The 20,867-nt window shown below is 30.6% G+C and carries 14 protein-coding genes, 1 pseudogene and 1 other annotated feature; of the genes and pseudogenes, 4 read left to right on the top strand and 11 right to left on the bottom strand.

The features are described 5' to 3' along the window. Positions 1–75 precede the first annotated feature (75 nt). The 3 genes from ade to J2Z44_RS02420 all read right to left on the bottom strand — a co-directional run bounded on the left by ade (position 76) and on the right by J2Z44_RS02420 (position 3,074). Positions 76–1,776 carry an adenine deaminase gene (gene ade / locus J2Z44_RS02430; RefSeq protein ID WP_021283999.1) on the bottom strand — a complete coding sequence of 567 codons (1,701 nt, stop codon included), beginning with the start codon at positions 1,774–1,776 and terminating at the stop codon, positions 76–78. Positions 1,777–1,791: 15 nt separating this feature from the next. Further along, on the bottom strand, positions 1,792–2,214 hold the full coding sequence (locus J2Z44_RS02425; protein ID WP_021283998.1) for a hypothetical protein: 423 nt from the start codon (positions 2,212–2,214) through the stop codon (positions 1,792–1,794). A 158-nt stretch (positions 2,215–2,372) separates the two neighbouring features. Further along, a complete protein-coding gene (locus J2Z44_RS02420; protein ID WP_021283997.1) occupies positions 2,373–3,074 on the bottom strand; it encodes a ribonuclease H-like domain-containing protein in 702 nt (233 codons plus the stop codon). Positions 3,075–3,733: 659 nt separating this feature from the next. Between J2Z44_RS02420 and J2Z44_RS02415 the strand changes: the two genes are divergently transcribed. From J2Z44_RS02415 to J2Z44_RS02405, 3 genes are all read left to right on the top strand, one after another. Beyond that, positions 3,734–3,961 (top strand): FeoA family protein, encoded by a 228-nt coding sequence (locus J2Z44_RS02415; protein WP_017415963.1) that lies wholly within the window; start codon positions 3,734–3,736, stop codon positions 3,959–3,961. A gap of 2 nt (positions 3,962–3,963) precedes the next feature. Beyond that, positions 3,964–5,739 (top strand): ferrous iron transport protein B, encoded by a 1,776-nt coding sequence (gene feoB, locus J2Z44_RS02410; protein ID WP_021283996.1) that lies wholly within the window; start codon positions 3,964–3,966, stop codon positions 5,737–5,739. A gap of 144 nt (positions 5,740–5,883) precedes the next feature. Further along, entirely contained in the window at positions 5,884–6,021 is a 138-nt protein-coding gene (locus J2Z44_RS02405; RefSeq protein WP_021283995.1) for a FeoB-associated Cys-rich membrane protein, read from the top strand. Positions 6,022–6,249: 228 nt separating this feature from the next. Here the strand turns inward: J2Z44_RS02405 and argS are convergent, their stop codons facing one another. The 3 genes and pseudogenes from argS to J2Z44_RS02390 form a co-directional block, all read right to left on the bottom strand. Beyond that, positions 6,250–7,941 carry an arginine--tRNA ligase gene (gene argS / locus J2Z44_RS02400; protein ID WP_021283994.1) on the bottom strand — a complete coding sequence of 564 codons (1,692 nt, stop codon included), beginning with the start codon at positions 7,939–7,941 and terminating at the stop codon, positions 6,250–6,252. 247 nt (positions 7,942–8,188) lie between these two features. Next, positions 8,189–8,459: a binding site (T-box leader), on the bottom strand. 61 nt (positions 8,460–8,520) lie between these two features. Beyond that, complete coding sequence (locus J2Z44_RS02395; protein WP_021283993.1) at positions 8,521–10,137, bottom strand: ABC-F family ATP-binding cassette domain-containing protein; 1,617 nt, start codon at positions 10,135–10,137, stop codon at positions 8,521–8,523. 817 nt (positions 10,138–10,954) lie between these two features. Continuing rightward, a pseudogene (locus tag J2Z44_RS02390) lies at positions 10,955–12,184 on the bottom strand (DEAD/DEAH box helicase); the annotation flags it as partial. 308 nt (positions 12,185–12,492) lie between these two features. Between J2Z44_RS02390 and lexA the strand changes: the two are divergent. After that, positions 12,493–13,101 carry a transcriptional repressor LexA gene (lexA, locus tag J2Z44_RS02385; RefSeq protein WP_021283990.1) on the top strand — a complete coding sequence of 203 codons (609 nt, stop codon included), beginning with the start codon at positions 12,493–12,495 and terminating at the stop codon, positions 13,099–13,101. 36 nt (positions 13,102–13,137) lie between these two features. On the opposite strand, the gene J2Z44_RS02380 is transcribed toward lexA, so the two are convergent. The 5 genes from J2Z44_RS02380 to mutS form a co-directional block, all read right to left on the bottom strand. Continuing rightward, positions 13,138–14,424 (bottom strand): methionine gamma-lyase family protein, encoded by a 1,287-nt coding sequence (locus J2Z44_RS02380; protein ID WP_021283989.1) that lies wholly within the window; start codon positions 14,422–14,424, stop codon positions 13,138–13,140. Between the two features lie 250 nt (positions 14,425–14,674). After that, positions 14,675–14,935, bottom strand: a complete 261-nt coding sequence (gene hfq, locus J2Z44_RS02375; protein WP_021283988.1) for an RNA chaperone Hfq — start codon at positions 14,933–14,935, stop codon at positions 14,675–14,677. A 68-nt stretch (positions 14,936–15,003) separates the two neighbouring features. After that, a complete protein-coding gene (miaA, locus tag J2Z44_RS02370) occupies positions 15,004–15,939 on the bottom strand; it encodes a tRNA (adenosine(37)-N6)-dimethylallyltransferase MiaA (RefSeq protein ID WP_021283987.1) in 936 nt (311 codons plus the stop codon). 19 nt (positions 15,940–15,958) lie between these two features. Further along, the gene (gene mutL, locus J2Z44_RS02365) at positions 15,959–17,833 is read right to left on the bottom strand and encodes a DNA mismatch repair endonuclease MutL (RefSeq protein ID WP_021283986.1); all 1,875 of its coding nucleotides are present in this window, start codon (positions 17,831–17,833) and stop codon (positions 15,959–15,961) included. Between the two features lie 195 nt (positions 17,834–18,028). Then, the gene (gene mutS, locus J2Z44_RS02360; RefSeq protein ID WP_021283985.1) at positions 18,029–20,767 is read right to left on the bottom strand and encodes a DNA mismatch repair protein MutS; all 2,739 of its coding nucleotides are present in this window, start codon (positions 20,765–20,767) and stop codon (positions 18,029–18,031) included. Positions 20,768–20,867 lie beyond the last annotated feature (100 nt).

The raw sequence follows: 20,867 nt of genomic DNA, 5'->3' as shown, positions 1-20,867 counted from the left end.
GCTTATAAAAAAAATAAGAAATTAAGTATAATGTAAATCTATAACTTAATTTCTTAAACAAATTTATTTACATGTTTATTCTAATTTTAAATCAACAAACTCTCCCTTAGTAAAACTAAATAATCCCCTAGAAGTAATCTTTAATTCAGGTATTACTGGAAGAGCTAAGAATGATAAGGTTATAAATGGGTCAAACTCAGGTTTTACACCAAAGGTTCGTGCTATCCTATTAAGCCTTTTTATTCCCTCACTGACTATAAATGGGTCTTGGAATGTCATTAAACCTCCAATTGGAAGGCTTAAATGAGCAATTAACTTTTCTTCTGACACAATAGCAATTCCTCCACCCATGGTTATTAAAGAATTAACTGCTATAGCCATATCCTTGTCTTTCTCTCCTATAACCACTACATTATGGGAATCATGAGCTATACTTTGTGCAATTGCACAATTTTTCAATCCTAATCCCTCAACAAATCCTAAGGAATATTTACCTGTTCTCTTATGCCTTTCAAATACCCCAATTTTCAATATTTCCTTACCTTTAACCTCTGATATTATATTATTTTCTAGAGTTACATCTCTTATAACAAGTTTTGTTTCTAAGGATTGAGGCTTGCACTTAATTACATTCACCTTAGCTCCAGTAGAAGAAATCTTAAAGGTTTCTTCAGAAACAAAGTCCATGTTCATTGAATTTTTAACTTTAAAGGAACTACTTTTATGTGTTTTAACTGAATCTACGTCCTTACCATTTTTAATTACCTTTACTATATCTACCCTTTTTAAATTTTCTAATACTACTAAATCTGCTTTATATCCTGGAGCTATAGCACCAAGATTTTTTAGTCCATAACATTGAGCAGTATTAAAGCTTCCTATAGTAAAAGCCTTAACTGGATCTACCCCCTCTTTAATAGCCATCCTTATAGAATTATTAATAGATCCTTCTTCTATTAAATCTTCCAAATGTCTATCATCGGTACAAAACAAAAATCTATGATAGTTATCGTTACTTACGGCCTTGATTAGGGTAGTAAGGTTTTTAGCTGCTGATCCTTCTCTAATTATTACATACATTCCACTTTTAATTTTATCTAATGCATCTTCCACCGTTGTGCATTCATGGTCTGTTTTAATTCCTGATGTTAGGTAGGCATTTAATGCTTCTCTATTAATCTTTGGGCAATGTCCATCTATATTCTTCTCTAAGGACATTAAAATCTTATTAAGCATATCTTCATTTCTGTTTAAAACAGCTGGTACATCCATAACTTCCCCTAATCCTAGCACTTTAGGATTATCTATAAGTCCTCCTAGTTCTTTATGACTAAGGGTATATCCATTGTCTTCAAAGGAAGTAGCAGGAACACAGGAAGGTAACATATAAAATATATCTAACAAGGTAGATTTAGAGTTACTCATCATAAACTCTATTCCTTTAATCCCTTGCACATTGGCAATTTCATGAGGATCAGCAATTACTGTTGTTACTCCATTTTTCAAAGCAATCTGAGAATACTTTTCAGGTATTACCATGGAAGATTCTATATGCACATGTGCATCTATAAAACCTGGCACTACATAGTTATTTGAACAATCTATTTCATTGATTCCTTCATAATTTCCTACTCCTATAATTGTATCCTTATATATTCCTATATCTCCAGTCTCCATTTTTTGTGTAAACACATTAATAAAGGTAGCATTTTTTAAAACTAAATCACACTTTTCCTCTTTTAAGGCAGCTTTAATTTTTTTTGATAACTCTTTCATTAAATACACCTTCAACTATTGCTTTAATATTTCCTTAAGCTGATTTTTATAATTTTCCAATATTTTCTCTTCACTATCAAAGATTATTTCATTAGTAAAAGCTTCCTTAAGTTTATACCTGATAATGTTTAGTATAGTATTTTTAAATAAATATTCTGTAGGTTTACCAATTACTAAATTTTCAACTTCATAAACTCTAGATTCCTTACCATTTGAATCTTTAAGGTTTAGTTTGTATTCCATAATTTTATTTTCCTCTTTAACTAAATGAACAACACTTTTTATCCTTGGGGCCATAGATTCATTAATACTTGTGTTACATGTTGCAGCCTCACATTGCTTTTTCTCTGTTAATGATGATAGTTCTACCTCTTTATAACCATTAGTTAACTCCCTGTTAATATCCTCATTTCCCTCTGTAAAAACTTTTAAATCCATTGAATAACCCCCTCTTAAATTAAGTCTAATTAACTTTGTCAGAATATTATATTAATACCATATTATTAGTAAAATCTTTAATATATAACTTATATAAACTATGAAAAAAACTTAGAATTAGACAAAAAAATTGAACTAGATTTTTTATCTAGTTCAATTCAATTAAAAGTATTATTAATTGATTCTTCTTTTTCAGTTTTGTTTTCTACCGGCTTTACTACATGCTTTTTCCAATTAACATAGATATAAAATAAGCTCACCACATCTTGCATATTATAAAGGAGTATTTTCTCTTTTTTTTCTAAAGGCATTCTAGAAAAATACTCTTCATCCTTCATTATTTTCCCAAAGGTTTTTGCCAAATTAGATCCACTAATAAGTTCACTTTCTCTATGAATTTCAAAAATATTTTCTAGATTTTTTAATCCAATGGAAGTACCTGCTTCTTGCTCATATTTTTTTTGAAGATCAATTTGAGTGAAGTTTTCACTAATCTTATATCCAATATTATGCTTATTTAGCAAATAATTTATTACAATAAAATCATTGTTTCCAGAAAATGTAACTATATGCTTCTTCTTATGTACAGTGCTCATCTTTTCAAAATAGTCCTTAGCCATATTTAGCATCTTTTTTAACTCATATTTATTTTCTAACATATATTGAGTAATTCTCAATTCATTCTCCTTAGCATCATAATAAGCTGCTCCAAAAACTCCAATACAAATAGGTTTTTTATATACATAATGCTCTAAATCAAAAAATATGGCATCCTTAAATAGTTCTTTATCACCAGCAATATCCAGACTATTCTCCCATTGAAATTCTTCAACTTTTATAGTTTCTTCTTTAATTATCACAATATCACTCTTTTCTTATATTAAATGTCTATGCTTAATGTACTAAGAGGAATTTATATATTCACCTAAGCTTGACTATAGGCTCCCTAATCATATTTAAATTTATTCATTTTAAAAGCTTTAAGAGAGCTAACAAAGAGGTTCTATATACAAGTTAAGTCTTAATTTTGGTTCCCTATAAAGAAACCATTTCACCGTTTAATTATATCTTCCAAGAAGCGGTTTCTCAAAAAGAAATATACAAGCTCAATGAACTGTAAATATCTAAGTTATTCTTAAGATGAATAAAATTCTATCCTTAAAAGATATATAATTTTGAGCATGTTTATCTATATAACTAAAATTCAATTATATATCAAATATATACGGATGGTTCTAAATTATAGTATAAAAAATATGTCCAAACCCCATACTGAAAAGCATAATAATACTATACCACATTTTAACACTTTTTTTCTATAACCATATATAGTAATTATATTACCATTTATAAAAATTATTATTAATCTATTTAAAATAAATAAGTATACTTAATTCCCCAAAATTCCACAAAAACTAATTTGAGAAAAACTTTAATATAATACTTCTTCCCTATTGACAATTATTCTCAACACTAATATAATAATAATGAGAATAATTATCACTAAGGAGTGAGTTTCATGAGCATATTTGACTTAAAACCTGGCATGAAAGGTTATATAAAATATTTAAACTGTGATGAAAAACTAGCTAAAAGACTTTTAGCTTTAGGATTTATAGAAGGTACAGAAATATTAGTAAAGAAAGCAGCACCTCTTGGTGACCCAATAATAATCAATTTAAGAGGAACTGATTTAGCTATAAGGAAAAAGGATGCCAAAAACATTCATATTATGGAGGCTGTTTAAGGATGAAAACAATCGCATTATTAGGTAATCCTAATGTTGGTAAAACCACCCTGTTTAATGCCTTAACCGGTTCAAATCAGTATGTAGGTAACTGGGCTGGGGTTACTGTAGAAAAGAAAGAAGGCTATTTAGGAAATAACATTAAAATTGTTGATCTTCCTGGTATCTATGCTATGGACACCTTTTCCAATGAAGAAAAAGTATCTAAAGAATTTTTAGAAACCGGGGATGTAGACTTAATTGTAAATATAGTAGATGGGTCCAAGCTAGAGAGGAATCTATATTTAACTTCTCAGCTTTCAGAATTTAATAAGCCTATTTTGCTTATAGTGAACATGATAGACGTTGCTAAGTCTAAGGGTATAGATATTAATTATAGCAAGTTATCTAGAGAGTTAGGGGTAACTATTATGCCTATTTCAGCTTCTAAAAGTGAAGGCATAGAGGCTGTTAAGAATTTTATCCAAAAAAGTGATTATTCAAGTTTAGATTTGTCAATAAATAAAAAGCATAGCTTTTCAAAGATGAATGAAAAGGAAACTTATATGTACATAGAAAATCTGCTAAAAACCTCAGTAGAAGGGAAAAAAACTGGTGTTGTTAGTACAACAGAAAAGATTGACAAACTTGTACTTAATAAGTTTCTCGCTTATCCTATATTTTTAGGTATCTTATATTTAATATTCAAATTTACCTTTGAGTGGGTAGGAGGACCTCTTCAGGAGCTATTAGACGGCTTTGTAGGTGGAACCTTCGTATCATGGGTTGAAGTTCTTTTAGCAAATTCTAGTGATTGGTTTAAATCACTATTAATAGATGGTATTATCGGTGGAGTTGGGTCTGTTATAGTTTTCTTACCAATAATTCTTGCTCTATTTCTTGGAATTTCCTTCCTTGAAGATAGTGGCTATATGGCAAGAGCTGCATTCATAATGGATAAACTAATGAGAAAGTTAGGTCTTTCAGGAAAGGCTTTTATTCCCCTAATAATGGGCTTTGGCTGTTCCGTTCCTGGAATTATGGCTGCAAGGACTCTTGAAAGTGAAAAAGACAGGAAGCTGACTTCTTTAATAGTTCCCTTTATGTCTTGTAATGCTAGATTACCAGTATACGGATTATTTACTGCTGCATTATTTACAGCTAATGAAGCAACTGTTATCTTTGGGCTTTATCTACTTGGAATATCAGTAGCGTTTATAATAGCTTTGATTTTTAAAAATACTTTGTTTAAAAAAGATGAAGAACCATTTATTATTGAGCTTCCTGAGTATAAGCTACCTGAGTTAAAAAGCTTATTAATGCATACTTGGGAAAAAGGAAAAGGCTTCTTAAAGAAAGCTGGAACTTTGATTTTCTCAATTTCAGTATTAGTTTGGTTCCTATCAAACTTTAACATGAGTGGAATGACTGAAATAGAAAGCAGCTTTTTATCTTCAATAGGAAGATTTATAAGTCCTATATTTGCACCTTTAGGTTTTGCATCTTGGCAGAACTCTGTAGCACTTTTAACAGGATTAATGGCAAAAGAGGTTGTTGTAAGTACTCTTGGAGTGCTATATACTGGAGAGCTTGTTGACCAAATTGCTGCAAACTTTACAATGGTTTCAGGATTATCCTTTTTAGTATTCACTTTACTATACACACCATGCGTATCTGTAATAGCAACAATGAAGAAGGAATTCGGAGGTAAATTTGCACTGTTTTCAGTAATCTATCAATTTCTTGTAGCATGGGTTGTAGCTTTCCTAGTATACAACGTTGCTCAAGTAATATTATAGTTTTAAGCTGCTTAATACAATTTTCAGATACTAAATTCTCTTTATAAACTATTTCTTTGTTTAAGCTTTTAAATCAACTTAGTAGTTTATATGACTAATTTTACTTTATTTAAATATTATTGATTATAACAGGAGTGATTAATAATGGAAATTATTATAACTGTATTAATAGTAGCTTCTGCTGGAGCTATTCTTTATAGAAACCTAAAAAGAAAAGCTCAAGGCAAATGTGAGTGTGGAAGTTGCAACTCTAAATGCCCTAAGTATGAAGAAAGAGATTAAAAGTTTTACTTTTAATCTCTTTTTTACTATAGGGATCAAATTTAAAACTCAACTTCTACATGATTTCTACACTGATTCCCTTAAGGCCTTTTGAACATGAATAGATTAAATTTGCACTAGGGAAGCTTATATTAGTTAAAATTAGGCAATTTAAGCTACCCTACCGCAGATATATTCAACTTAGTCCCGTTTAATACTGAAATAAATAAATGGTGCTAAACTTTTCTTTTACATTTCTTCAACAACTTGTAATCCGATTAACTCCAGACCATTTTTTATAACTTGAATTGTAGCTCTAACTAAATTAATTCTTGCATTTTTAATTTCTTCATTCTCTGAGTTTAAAATATTATGTGCATTGTAAAACTTATTAAAGGCTTTTGCAACCTCTATAATATATCTTGTAACCATACTAGGCTGTAGCTTATCAATAGCAGCAGATATAGCACTTTGGAAGCCTTCTAGTTCTTTAACAAGTTCAAACTCTTCTTTAGAAGAAAGTTTACTATAATCTATATCATCACCACGTTGGCCTACTTTTCTTAAGATGCTCTTTCCCCTTGCATAGGTATATTGAACATAAGGACCTGTTTCTCCTTCAAAGCTAAGCATTTCTTTCCAATCAAATACAATATCTTTTTCTCTACTATTTTTTAAGTAAGCAAATATTATGGCTCCAATACCTACCTTCTTTGCGACCTCTTCTTTATTTTTAAGAGTAGGGTTTTTTTCATTAATAGTTTCCAGAGTTTTTACAACAGCTTCATTTAATAGCTCATCTAAAAGTATTACATCACCTTTTCTTGTGGATAATTTTTTATCTAAAAATCTTACAAGACCAAATTCTACATGGTGGCAATCTTTAGCCCACTCATAACCCATTAAATCTATTGTTGTGAAAACCTGCTTGAAGTGAAGACTTTGATCCTTTCCTACCACATATATATTTTTATAAAAATCATAAGTGTTTTTTCTATAAAAAGCAGCAGCTAGATCACGAGTAGCATAAATAGTTGCACCATCTGCTTTTTTTATGATACATGGTGGCATATTATACTCTTCAAGCATAACTACTTTTGCCCCATTGCTTTCAACTAACAAACCCTTTTTATCAATTTCATCCACTACTTCTTGCATTTTATCACTGTAGAAACTTTCACCTGCATAGGAATCAAAAGTAACATTTAAGGTTTTATAAAGCTTACTGAACTCCTTCAGGCTAAGGTCTCTGAATCTTGCCCAAAGCTCTACGGCTTCCTCATCTCCATCTTCTAACTGTTTAAAATATTTTCTTCCTTCCTCTTCTAATTCAGGATTATTTTCAGCTTCATCGTGAAACTTTACATATATTCTTAAAAGTTCAGTTATAGGTTCCTTTTGAAGTGCTTCTTCATCTCCCCATCTTTTATATGCAGAAATTAACTTACCAAATTGAGTTCCCCAATCTCCTAAGTGATTAATTCCAATAGTATTATATCCTTGAAACTTAAAAATCTTATACAGAGAATTCCCGATAACTGTAGTAAATAAATGTCCTATATGAAAAGGTTTTGCAATATTAGGGGAAGAGTATTCCACAATAACATTTTTCCCTTCGCCTACATTATTTCTCCCATAGTTATCCCCCTGGTGTAATATATTTTCGATGACTTCTTTTATAAATATTGATTTATCAACAAAAAAGTTTAAATATGGCCCAAAAGCTTGGATTTTTTCAAATCCCTCCAATGGGAAGTTTTCCTTTAACTCCATAGCAATAATATTTGGAGCTTTCTTTAGTTCTTTTGCTAACTGAAAGCAAGGAAAAGCAAAATCCCCCATATCACTTCGTGGCGGAACTTCTATTAAATTTTCTAGTGTATTAATATCCATGTCTATATATTCACATATTTTATTCGCAATAATACTTTTATAATTCATGAAACTGTCTCCCTTCCATTTAAATTTATTAATCTCTCTATTTTATTCATTAATTGGACTGTCGCAAGCCTTGAAGCTTTCAGCCTAGAGAAGCTGTTTTAGTGTAACAAATTTTACTTATAAATACTAAATCTACTTACTAAGTAACTCCACAAAATGAACTTGTTCATTATTTAATATAAAAGCAAAAGCATGCATTCGAATGCTCTTTTAAATAATTTATAACATAAAAAAACCCGTCTCTAAAAATAGAGACGGGTGTATCCGCGGTACCACTCTTGTTGACTTAACTAAGTCCACTCAAAACTATAACGCATTGCTGCGACTTACCCTATACAAGCAAAGTGTTACTCTTTCAGGTAGCTTCTCCGAGGTTCTCTTCCTTTATAAGTTTTAAACAGAAAACTTATAATACCTTTGTGTTACCACAATGGCTTTTCATATTCCTACAAGGCTTTCACTCTCCCCTTGCTCGCTTTAAGACTTCTGAAAAGTACTGTCCTCTTCATTGAATTTTTATACATTATTAGGTTTTATTTATAAAATGTATTATAAACTCCTAGGAATATATTGTCAATACTACGCTTTATACATTTGTTGTACTTGTTTTTGAATATCATCACTTTCTAAGTACTCATCATAAGTCATAGCTCTATCCATTATACCACTTGGTGTTATCTCTATAACTCTATTTGCTATAGTTTGAATAAACTGATGGTCATGAGAAGTAAATAGAATAGTTCCTGTATAGCTTATTAAACCATTGTTTACAGCGGTAATTGATTCAAGATCTAAGTGGTTGGTTGGTTCATCTAAAATAAGAACATTAGCACTGCTAAGCATCATTTTAGATAACATACAACGCACTTTTTCTCCTCCTGAAAGAACTGAAGCTTGCTTTAGTGCTTCTTCACCTGAAAACAACATTCTACCTAAGAATCCTCTAATAAAGCTTTCAGCCTTATCTTCAGAGAATTGTCTTAACCAATCAACTAAGTTTAAATCACAATCATTGAAAAACTCTGAGTTATCCTGTGGGAAGTAAGCCTGTGAAGTTGTAATTCCCCACTTAAAAGTTCCGTTATCCGGTTCCATTTCTCCCATAAGAATTTTGAATAAAGTAGTTTTGGCAACACCTTCACCTAAAAAGGCTATCTTATCTCCCTTATTCACTCTAAAAGTTACTTCATCTAAAACTTTAACTCCATCGATAGTTTTAGATAAATTTTCAACAGTTAGCAAATCATTTCCCGCTTCTCTTTCTGGCTTAAAGCCTACAAAAGGATATCTTCTAGAAGAAGGTTTTATATCGTCTAAAGTTAACTTATCAAGTTGCTTCTTTCTACTAGTAGCTTGCTTTGCTTTGGATGCATTAGAGCTGAATCTAGCGATGAAGGCTTGTAAATCCTTAATTTTTTCTTCTTTCTTCTTGTTTTGATCTTTAGCCATTTGATGTGCTAATTGGCTAGATTCATACCAGAAGTCATAGTTACCAACATAAAGTTGAATCTTACCAAAGTCCACATCTGCCATATGAGTACATACTTTATTTAAAAAGTGTCTATCATGGGATACTACTATTACTGTACCTTCAAACTCCATTAAGAAGTTCTCAAGCCAGGTAATAGATTTAATATCTAAATGGTTAGTAGGCTCATCTAGTAGAAGAATATCTGGATGTCCAAATAAAGCCTGTGCTAAAAGTACTTTAACCTTTTCTGGTCCATTTAAGTCCTTCATTTTTTTATAGTGTAATTCTTCTGTAATTCCTAAACCCATTAATAAAGTTGCTGCTTCACTTTCAGCTTCCCAACCATTAAGTTCTGCAAATTCTCCTTCAAGCTCAGAAGCCTTTATTCCATCCTCATCACTAAAGTCCTCTTTTGCATATAGGGCCTCTTTTTCATCCATAATCTCTATTAATCTACCATGACCCATGATTACTGTTCTTAAAACTTCTTCTTCGTCAAATTGGAAGTGATCCTGTTTTAGCACGGCTAATCTTTGTCCATTAGTTATAGAAACTTCACCATTATTTGGTTCAATTTCTCCAGATAAAATCTTTAAAAAAGTTGACTTTCCTGCTCCATTTGCTCCAATTAATCCATAGCAGTTTCCCTCTGTGAACTTAATATTCACATCCTCAAATAACTTACGACCACCATATCTTAAACTTACTCCAGTTGTACTTATCATATTTTCCCCTCCATATATCAAGAAAAAAGTTTTACCCTGTAAAAGACAATTTTCATAGATAGTAAGCATCTAGATCTCACATTTATAAATTACATATCAACTTGTTCAAGCATATTATTTACACTTAGCCTCATTTTTACGTAACCATAAATTTGTGATTTAATTTACTTATTATTTTAAATGTCTAAGTTTAGATAAAACTTTTAAAATTTCTTTAGTTGTTGTAATCCAAAGTAAAAGTACATATTTCACTTATACTCAAACTTACCTTGGCTATTTTAGAACTTTTTTATAAACAAGATTGTTTTTTTAAAGCTCATAAACACATAGTTTTTATTATACCATAGGATTTTATAATATACCACATTAAATTTATATTTTGTAGATATAAATTTCCAAAGAACTTATATTATCATTAAATCACAATAAATATTTAATCTAATTTCTTACACTGCATGTTTCAGATGCTAATCTAAAGATAACACTTTATATTGTTCTTTAATTTATAAATTATCAGTAAAAGAAAGTTTTTGTGAGATACTTACCTAGTGTTTGCCTATTATTTCTTATGTGTGTTTTTTTTCGGTCCATTAACCTTTTTAAAGTCTGAGTGAGATTTGCGCTCCTCCTTATTAAATGCATTACTAGTAGATTTTGGTGTACTGCTTTTACTTGAAGAAGAACTATTAAAGTTCACTTTGCGTCCCTCATATATTTTGCTGTCATTATTATTTGAATCCTTATTTTTATCTGTTTTATTTTTTACATACTTATGTTCTGTTGTACCTTCTATTTCTTTAGCTCCTGGTTTTCTATAATTCTTCTTATCAGACTTATAGTTCTCTTTAAATGTGGGTTCCTTATCCTTATTCTTATTGATTTTAACTACAGGATTACTATTTGGTGTATACTCACCTTGCATTAACTTTCCATAATATAATTCTACATAATTAATGTTTATAGAAAACTTGTTTTCGATTCCTTTAATTATATGAATTTCTCTTTCCGTAACTATTGATATAGCTACACCCTTTTTATTTACTCTCCCTGTTCTTCCACTTCTATGTAAGTAATCTCTTGGATCTTCTGGTATGTCTATGTTAAACACGTGGGTAATACCTTCAATATCTAATCCTCTTGCTGCTATGTCTGATGCCACTAGTAGATTAATTTTTCCACTTTTAAAATCCTCCATAACCTTTTTTCTCTCATTCTTAACAAAAGAACCATGAATTCCATCTGCTTTTAAACCATGAAACTTTAGCTTTGAAGACAAAATCTCTATTTCATCTGTTTTATTAATAAAAGCAATAGCTTTTTTAGGTTTTAATCCAGCCATAAGTTTTCTTAATAGTAAAACCTTATCTCTTCTATCACAAACCATATAAAAATGTTGGATATTTTCATTCACAGTTGATTCTGTTTTTTCTTTTATAATTATAGGTTCTCTCATTAATTCCTTACCCTTTTCTATTACCTCTTCAGTAACGGTGGCAGAGAACATAAGTAGTTGTCGTTGTTTTAGGGTAGTCTTAACAACGGATTTTATTGTATCGTAATTATTTTCGTCTAATAGTCTATCGCACTCATCTATAACAATAGTTTTTACAGTATGAGCAGATATTTTTTTCAACTTTATTAGTTCTAAAATTCTTCCTGGAGAGCCGATTACAAATTGTGGCTTTTCTTTAAGCTTTTCAACTTGTCTTTTTATATTTACATTTCCTATTATTACAGCTGAAGATAAATTTAGTGCTGAATTTTCCTTTATAGTTTCTATAACTTTATTTACTTGAAGGGCAAGTTCATGAGTAGGAGTTAAAACAATAAATTGATTTTCTCTCTTCTCAAAGTCTACAGACTGTATTAAAGGGATTAAGTATGCTAAAGTTTTTCCACTTCCTGTTTCCGACTCTCCTATTACGTCTAGACCTTCTAGTATCTTTGGAATGGCAGAGTTTTGTATTTTAGTTGGATTTTTAATCCATTGTTTGTCCAGAGCTTTTACTATTTCATCATTTATATTCAAGTCTAAGAACTTGTTCATTTAATCATCTCCATATTTATTATTTAAGTATATTGTACAGGAGTATTATTGCATAAAAATCTATTATAACAGAATTATTTACAAGTTAACATTTTTTTATTATAGATAATGTAAATCAAAATTAACTTAGACATTAATATACAACTTAGCTCCCTTATGGCTTTTAGGAGATAAAAAAGAAAATTTCATCCTAAAGCCACTAAAATAGGTATCAACTTGAAAATATTGTCTATAATTTATTTTATAGAACGTTAGTTTGATATTGGTAATATATTATGATATAATTTATTTGAATGAGAGGTGTTTTCATGATTGAAATAAAAAGTAACAAACAAAGCGAAATATATGAGTATATTAAGCAACAAGTTGCTCTTAAGGGGTATCCACCTTCTGTAAGGGAAATTTGTCAAGCTGTAAACTTAAGTTCAACTTCTACAGTTCATGGCCATCTTTCCAGATTGGAAAAAAAGGGACTTATTCGAAGAGACCCTACTAAACCAAGAGCAATTGAGCTATTAATGGAATCTCCAATAAAAAAGGAAATGGTAGATATCCCTATTGTAGGCAAAATTACTGCTGGTGAGCCAATACTTGCTCAAGAATCTATTGAAGACTTTTTTACCTTACCTCTTAACTTTGTTAAAAGCAATGCTGAACTTTACATGTTAAAAGTTTCTGGTGAAAGTATGATTGAGGCAGGTATCTTCGATGGTGACTTAGCAATTATTGAAAAAACCTCAACTGCATCCAATGGTGATATAGTAGTAGCACTAATTGAAAATGAAGCAACAATAAAAAGATTTTTTAAAGAAGATGGCTACATAAGATTACAACCTGAAAACTCATCTATGACTCCAATCCTAGTAAAGGATTGCAAAATCCTTGGCAAACTTGCTGGGTTATACAGAAAATATTAAGAAGCTAGTAACTAGCTTCTTATTTTTTACCATTATTTAGCTATTCATTATTTTAGATAAGGAAATTAATATTCCTATTTTTGCATGGTCAAAAGTTAGACCACCTTGAAGGTATGCAATATACGGCTCTCTTATCGGCGCATCTGCAGATAGTTCTATAGATGACCCTTGAATAAAAGCACCTGCTGCCATGATAACTTGGTCATTATACCCTGGCATATCCCATGGCTCACATTCTACAAAGGAATCAACGGGTGAACCTGCTTGAATACCCTTGCAGAACTTTATTAACTTGCCTTTATCATTGAATTTTACTGCTTGAATAATGTCACTTCTTTTTTCATTATACTTAGGCAATACCTCAAAACCAGCTAGTTCCATTATTCTAGAACAAAAAATAGCACCTTTTACTGCTTCAATAGATACATGGGGTGCAAAAAACAACCCTTGATAAAAAGATCTCATTACACCAAAGGTAGAACCACATTCTCCACCGATTCCTGGTATTGTTAATCTATAAGAAGCTTGAGTTACATATTTTTCCTTACCTGCAATATACCCTCCTGTTGGAGCTATTCCACCTCCAATATTTTTAATGAGAGATCCAGCTATTAAGTCTGCTCCTACATCTGTAGGTTCTATAGTTTCAATGAATTCTCCGTAACAGTTGTCCACAAAACAAATTATATCTTTATTTATGTTTTTTACAGCATTGATTATTGGTTCTATGTCCTCCACTAACAATGAATTTCTCCATCCATAACCAGTGGATCTTTGAATATGTACTAATTTAATAGTTTCATCTTCTTGTAAAATTTTCTTCATTAATTCAATATTTACTTTTTTATTTTCGTCTAGTTCTATTTGCTTATAATTAATCCCGTACTCCTTAAGTGAACCAATGTTTTCATTGCCGCTTATTCCAATAATATTGTGAAGTGTATCATAAGGGGTTCCACATACGCTTAACATAGTGTCCTTTGGTCTTAAATTTCCAAAAAGTGCAGCTCCAATAGCATGGGTACCATTTACAAAATGTGGTCTTACTAAAGCACTTTCAGTATTAAAAATTCTTGCATAAACCTTATCTAGGGCATCTCTTCCTACATCTCCATATCCATAGCCACTTGAATTAGTAAAGTGCATATCACTAATTCTTTCTTCTTGAAGCGCATTTAACACTTTTAATTGATTATATTCTCTAATAGTATCCAGCTCTTCAAACTGCTTTTTAACATCCTCTATAGCTTGGTCATAAAGACTTAAAATATTATCATTTATTTTATATTGTTTTAATAAAAACTCTTTAGTTATATTTAACATTATATTTACTCCTTTTGTAGAATTTCTTAAATATACTATCATATTACAAAGGAATAATCAAATTAAAGTTATTTATAGAACAAAAGTATATACTAGATAAATCCTTTCTAGGAAGGAACCTTTCATTATATTTTCTTACATATAATTTAAAGTCAACTTTTTCAATCCTCTTTTATCAGTAATGTCAGTTGGAAAAGTTGAATTTCTCGTAAAATAAAAAATACACCTACTGGTGTATTTTTTATTTTACTTACTCTTCAGTTTGCTCACTAGGATTATTAAACAATATTGGTTTTAATGGAGTAATAGTTGAAACCGCATGCTTATAAATAAGCATTTGCTGCCTTGAATCCCCATTTGAAGCCACATTTAAAACCACTGTAAAACTATCGAAACCCGATACAGTGCCTTTAATTTGAAAGCCATTTGTTAAATGAATTGTAACAGGAATTTTATTTTTTCTTGCACCGTTTAAGAAAATGTCTTGTAAATTATTTGTAGATTTACTCATACCCGCGCACCTCCAAAACTATAATAAATTATTCTATAGATGATGAAAAAATCCTTTTTATTTTGAAATTATTTGGAATTTTTCATAAAATCCTTATATATATATTCTGCTATAGCTTCATCACTTGAAAATTCATCTTTATTAATCCAATTTACCCTTGGATCTTTTCTAAACCAAGTTAGCTGTCTTTTAGCATAATTTCTAGAAAATTGTTTTATCATCTCTATAGCTCTTTCTAAAGAAATTTGGCCCTCTAAGTAGTATAATATTTCTTTATAACCTATACCCTTCATAGATTGCATATCTGAAGTATATCCTTCTTTTTGCAATCTTATAACCTCTTCTATTAAACCTTTTTCCATCATTATATCTACTCTTTTATTTATTCTGTCATAAAGTTCATCTCTATTCATATTTAGAACATAATAGTGCACTTTATAAGGTATATTAAAAACATCTTCTTCCTTAGCAAATTGAGATATAGACTTTCCTGTAACCTTGTAAACCTCTAGAGCTCTTATTACTCTTTTCAAATCATTAGGGTATAATTTATTGTAGCTTTCTAAATCCACTTCTTTTAGAAGATTGTGTACAAAATCCTTTCCCTTCTCTTCAGCAAGAGCTTCAAGGTGCTGTCTGTACGCCTCATCCCTGTTTGTGTTGGCAAAGTTATAGTTGTATATAAGAGAATTGATATAAAATCCTGTTCCACCTACTATCATAGGTAAATTACCTCTGCCTTTTATATCTTTTATAAGTTCCTCTGCCTTTTCCTGAAACATTGCTACACTAAAGTCTTCTTTAGGATCAACTATATCTATCATATGATGAGGTATGCCCTGCATTTCTTCCACGTTTATCTTTGCTGAGCCTATATCCATCTTTTTATATATTTGCATTGAATCTGCAGATATAATCTCTCCTTGAAGTTTTTTAGCTAAGCTAATAGAAATATTAGTCTTTCCAACGGCTGTAGGCCCAGCTAAAATAAAAATATCTATCATAAATAATTCTCACCTTACTTTATTGTATTCTTTTAAACCTTTTTTCTAACTCTTGTAATCCAATTTTAATTATGGTTGGTCTTCCATGGGGACAAGTAAAAGGTTCATCTATATATCTTAAATCTTCAATAAGAACTTCCATCTCTTTATCAGAAAGTCTATCATTAGCTTTAACTGCTGCCTTGCAAGCAAGAGAAGCAATTTTATCATATTTTACATCTATAGTTTTACCACTACCTAGAGCTTTAAGATTTTCAATAATATCATAAAATAAATCTTTAACATTAGGTTTTCCAAGCAGCATTGGAACTTCTCTTATAGCAATGGAGTTTCCCCCAAAAACTTCAATATCAAAGCCACAAGAATCAAACACTTCTTGATTTTCTATATAATAAGGAAAATCCTCATGGCTTAAATCTAAAACTAAGGGAGTAAGTAATATTTGGCTAATAACCTGAAGATTCATAATGGATTTTCTGTATTTTTCAAATAAAATCTTTTCATGAGCTGCATGTTGGTCTATTAAGTAGAGTTCGTTCATATATTCCCCAAGAATATAGGTGTTATTAAACTGTCCAATGAGCCTAATACTTGGAAACTTAGGAGTTTTAACCTGTTCTTTAGTTTCATAATAAACTTGATTTTTTTCAGGTTTATCTTCATTTTCATCTGGCTTTTCAAATACCTCAGTATTATTTTTTTCTAAATCAGTTTTTTTCAATTCATAGGTTTTAAGTCCTTCTCCAAAGCTCTTTTTTAGGTCATCCCGATCAAAGTCCTTAAAGCTTGGTAGACTATCTTCCTTGCTTGAAGAAAAATCTACTGGAAATTCTACAGTTGTAATTTGTTCAGCTCTTTCTTTAAAATCACATTGAATATCTTCTTCAATGTTAAAGCTATTTCTTAAGCTTTCTCTTAAAGCACTATGTACTCCATCAAATACTAATTTAAATATAGCTTTTTCATCAAAAAACTTTATTTCTGCTTTAGTTGGGTGTACATTAGGGTCAATATAATCTGGGAATATATCAATATACACAAGGAAAAAGGGAAATTTATTCACCGTAATAAAGGATTTAAAAGCATTTTCCACTGCTGCAGTAATTAAGCTACTTTTAATTAGCCTTTTATTTACAAAAATGCTTTGTCTATTCCTGCTTCCTCTACTAATTTCTCTATTCCCAATAAATCCATGGACTGAGATTATATCACTATGACTTTCAAAAGGAATTACATTATTATAAACTTCTTTACCATAAACTGCTCTAATAGTATCCTTAGAGTTATTAGTTCCTAAACTTGAAAAAACTTCTTTCCCATTACTATATAGCTTGAAGGTCACTGTATGATTTCCAAGAGCCAACCTAAGCACTAAATCATTGATTATACTATTCTCTCTTTGTGGAGATTTTAAGAATTTTTGCCTTGCTGGCACATTATAAAATAAGTTTTTTATTTCAATGGTGGTACCAACATTGGCTCCCACGTCTTTTATATACTTAATTTCTCCACCCTCTAAATATATTTCCTTGCCAAATTCAAACTCAGGAGCTCTAGATATCATCTTCACCTTCGAAATCGCTGCAATACTAGCTAGTGCTTCCCCTCTAAATCCAAAAGTACTAATAGCAAAAATTTCATCAATGGTATGTATCTTACTAGTTCCATGGGGCATGAAGGCTTTCTCCATATCCTCAGGGTGTATTCCATTTCCGTCATCACTTATTCTTATTAATGAAGTTCCACTATCCTCAACTTCAATAATAATGTTTTTCCCATTGGCATCAATACTGTTTTCTACTAGTTCTTTAACTACAGAACTAGCTCTTTCTACTACCTCACCAGCAGCAATTTTATTTGCAGTATCCTGTGATAGCAAATTAATACGTCTCACAAAGTCACCTTCCTTTTTAAGAGAATTGAATAATTAACAAGCTCATTTAGCAAATCAGATTTGGAAGTATATTAGAACTCATCAAATGAAATTTATTATTCTAAAGCAACCCACCTATTCTGAGCAGTGACCACTTAAAGACTATGACAAGGACAGACTTTAAGCTTTAAAAATCTTATTAAAGAGATTATAAGTCTAAATTTTTTTAGCCTTATTAATTAATTCATATAATTTATTAAAACCTTCCATTGGTGTCATATTTAACACATCAACAGCTTTTATTTCTTCTAGTAAATTCTTTGTGGCAATATCCTCAAAGCCGATTTGAATGGGCCCTAACTTTTCTTCTTTAATTAGAGCGGTTGCAACTTCATTATTGGATTTATCTTCTTTATTATTTTTCTTTTTAGATAAAGCTCTATTAGAAAGTTCCTTAAAGCTATCAGCTTCTAAGTTTTTATCCTCATCTACAAGTTGTTCATTATAAGCTTTTTTATTATCAATTATATTATGACTTGAACATTCTTTATTATTATCCTCCAGCACTTGTAGGATTTCCTTAGCTCTATTGATTACTTCACTTGGTAGTCCAGCTAGTTTTCCAACTTCAATACCATAGGACTCATCTGCTCCTCCTCTTATAATTTTTCTTAAGAAAATTATATTATTGTCTATCTTTTTAACAGCAATTGAGTAGTTTTTAACTCCTGGAATTTCTCCCTCTAGCTTTGTTAGTTCGTGATAGTGAGTAGCAAATAAGGTTTTACATCTTATTGTAGAAGTCTTACAGATATATTCTATAACAGACCAAGCAATACTAAGACCATCATAGGTACTTGTTCCTCTTCCAACTTCATCTAAAAGCACTAAGCTTCTTGTGGTGGCATTTTTTAAAATATTTGAAACCTCCCACATTTCTACCATAAAGGTACTTTTCCCTCCTGCTAAATCGTCAGAGGCTCCAATACGAGTAAAGATTTTATCACAGATAGAGATATTGGCACTTTTAGCAGGCACGAAAGATCCAATCTGAGCCATAATTGTTATCAATGCCACCTGTCTCATATAGGTGGATTTACCCGCCATGTTTGGCCCTGTAATTAAAATAAGCTGATTGTCCTTAGTATCTAATTCCGTTTCATTATCCACAAAGGTGTTTACAGGGAGCATTTTCTCAACTACAGGATGCCTTCCCCCTTCTATTGTGATTATTCCTTCATTATTTATATTAGGTTTACAATAGTTATTTTCCTTAGATATTAAGGCTAAAGAATAAAGACAATCAAGCTCGGATATTAATTTAGCTGTATTTTTCATTCTGTGATTTTCAACTTCAATGGTATCTCTTACATTTACAAACAAATCATATTCAAGTGCCATTAGCTTATCTTCTGCGCCAAGAATTTTATCCTCCATTTCCTTAAGTTCTGGAGTTATAAATCTTTCTGCATTAGATAGGGTTTGCTTTCTTATATATTTTCCTTCTGGAATGGATGAAAGATTAGCTTTAGTGATTTCAATATAGTATCCAAAGACCTTATTATAGCTAACCTTTAAAGACTTAATTCCAGTATCTAGTCTTTCACTATTTTCAAGAGCTGCTATCCATTGCTTACCATTAGTTTTAGCTACTCTCAGTTCATCTACTTCCTTATGGTAGCCATCCTTAATGATATTACCTTCTTTTATTGTAAGCGGTGGGTTTTCTAATAAGGAAGAATCTAATAGCTCATATATATCTTCAAGTTCATCCAGATTATTATAAATATTTATAAGTAATTTAGAATTAGCTGCTGCTAAAAGTTCCTTAACGGAAGGTATTTTACCTATGGATTGCTTTAAAGCTACTAGTTCTTTAGCATTAATATTCTTTGAGCTTATTTTCCCCACAAGCCTCTCAATATCATAAATTTGTTTTAAAGCTTCTTTTAAATCCTCCATTAGAGGCAGATTATTTACTAACTCTTCAATAGCTTCTTGTCTATGATGAATTTCTTCCTTTATAACTAAAGGTTTTTCTACCCAACTTTTAAGTCTTCTTGCTCCCATAGATGTATTAGTCTTATCTAAAATCCAAAGTAAGGTTCCCTTTTTAGTTTTATCCCTTAAACTTTCTATTATTTCTAAGTTTCTCTTTGAGTTTATATCAATAGTTAAATAATCAAAAATATTATATAATTCGATTTCATCTATGTGGGTTAAGGAAATCTTTTGTGTTTCAAGAATATAACCTAATAAGCCATTACAAGCTTTTAAAACTCCTTGTCCTAAGGTAATCTCATTAAAATTTTTAAACTGAGCTTGTAGTTTTTCAGTATCACTACTAAAAGCTGCGTTACTAAATCTTGAAAGAGAAATTGAAAATCTCTCCTCAATTGTTTTTATTATATTATTGTTTAAATCCTCAGATAGTAAAATCTCCTTAGGTTCAAACTTACAAATCTCATCAATTATTATACTTTCTTCATAGTTTGTTTCACTGCAATAAAATTCACCCGTGGAAATATCACAAAAACAAATTCCTACTTTTTCATCCTCAGTTATATACAATGACATGATAAAGTTATTTTTTGTCTCTTGCAAAAAACTTCCTTCAGTATAAGTTCCTGGGGTTACAATTTTAATAATATCTCTTTTTACAATACCTTTTGCAACAGCTGGATCCTCCACTTGTTCGCAAATAGCCACCTTATATCCCTTGGAAACTAATCTTGATATATAATTTTCCGCAGCATGAAAAGGCACCCCACACATAGGAGCCTTATTTTCTAAACCACAATCTCTACCTGTTAAGGTTAGTTCTAATTCTCTAGATGCCACCTGCGCATCCTCAAAGAACATCTCATAAAAATCCCCTAGCCTAAAAAATAAAATACAATCCTTGCATTTATCTTTAACCTCTAAATATTGTCTCATCATAGGAGTTAAAGCCATGATATCTCTCCTTTTATATAAATAATGGACTATAGGTAAACAAGCTCAAAAATTTATATATACTTTAAGTATGGAAATATTTTATATAAATAACATCTTA

This window comes from Clostridium punense (assembly GCF_017874425.1).
In the GTDB taxonomy this organism is placed as follows: Bacteria; Bacillota; Clostridia; order Clostridiales; family Clostridiaceae; genus Clostridium_J; species Clostridium_J punense.
The sequence above is the reverse complement of the archived record's forward strand: the minus strand, read 5'-3'. Positions and strand labels throughout refer to the sequence as shown.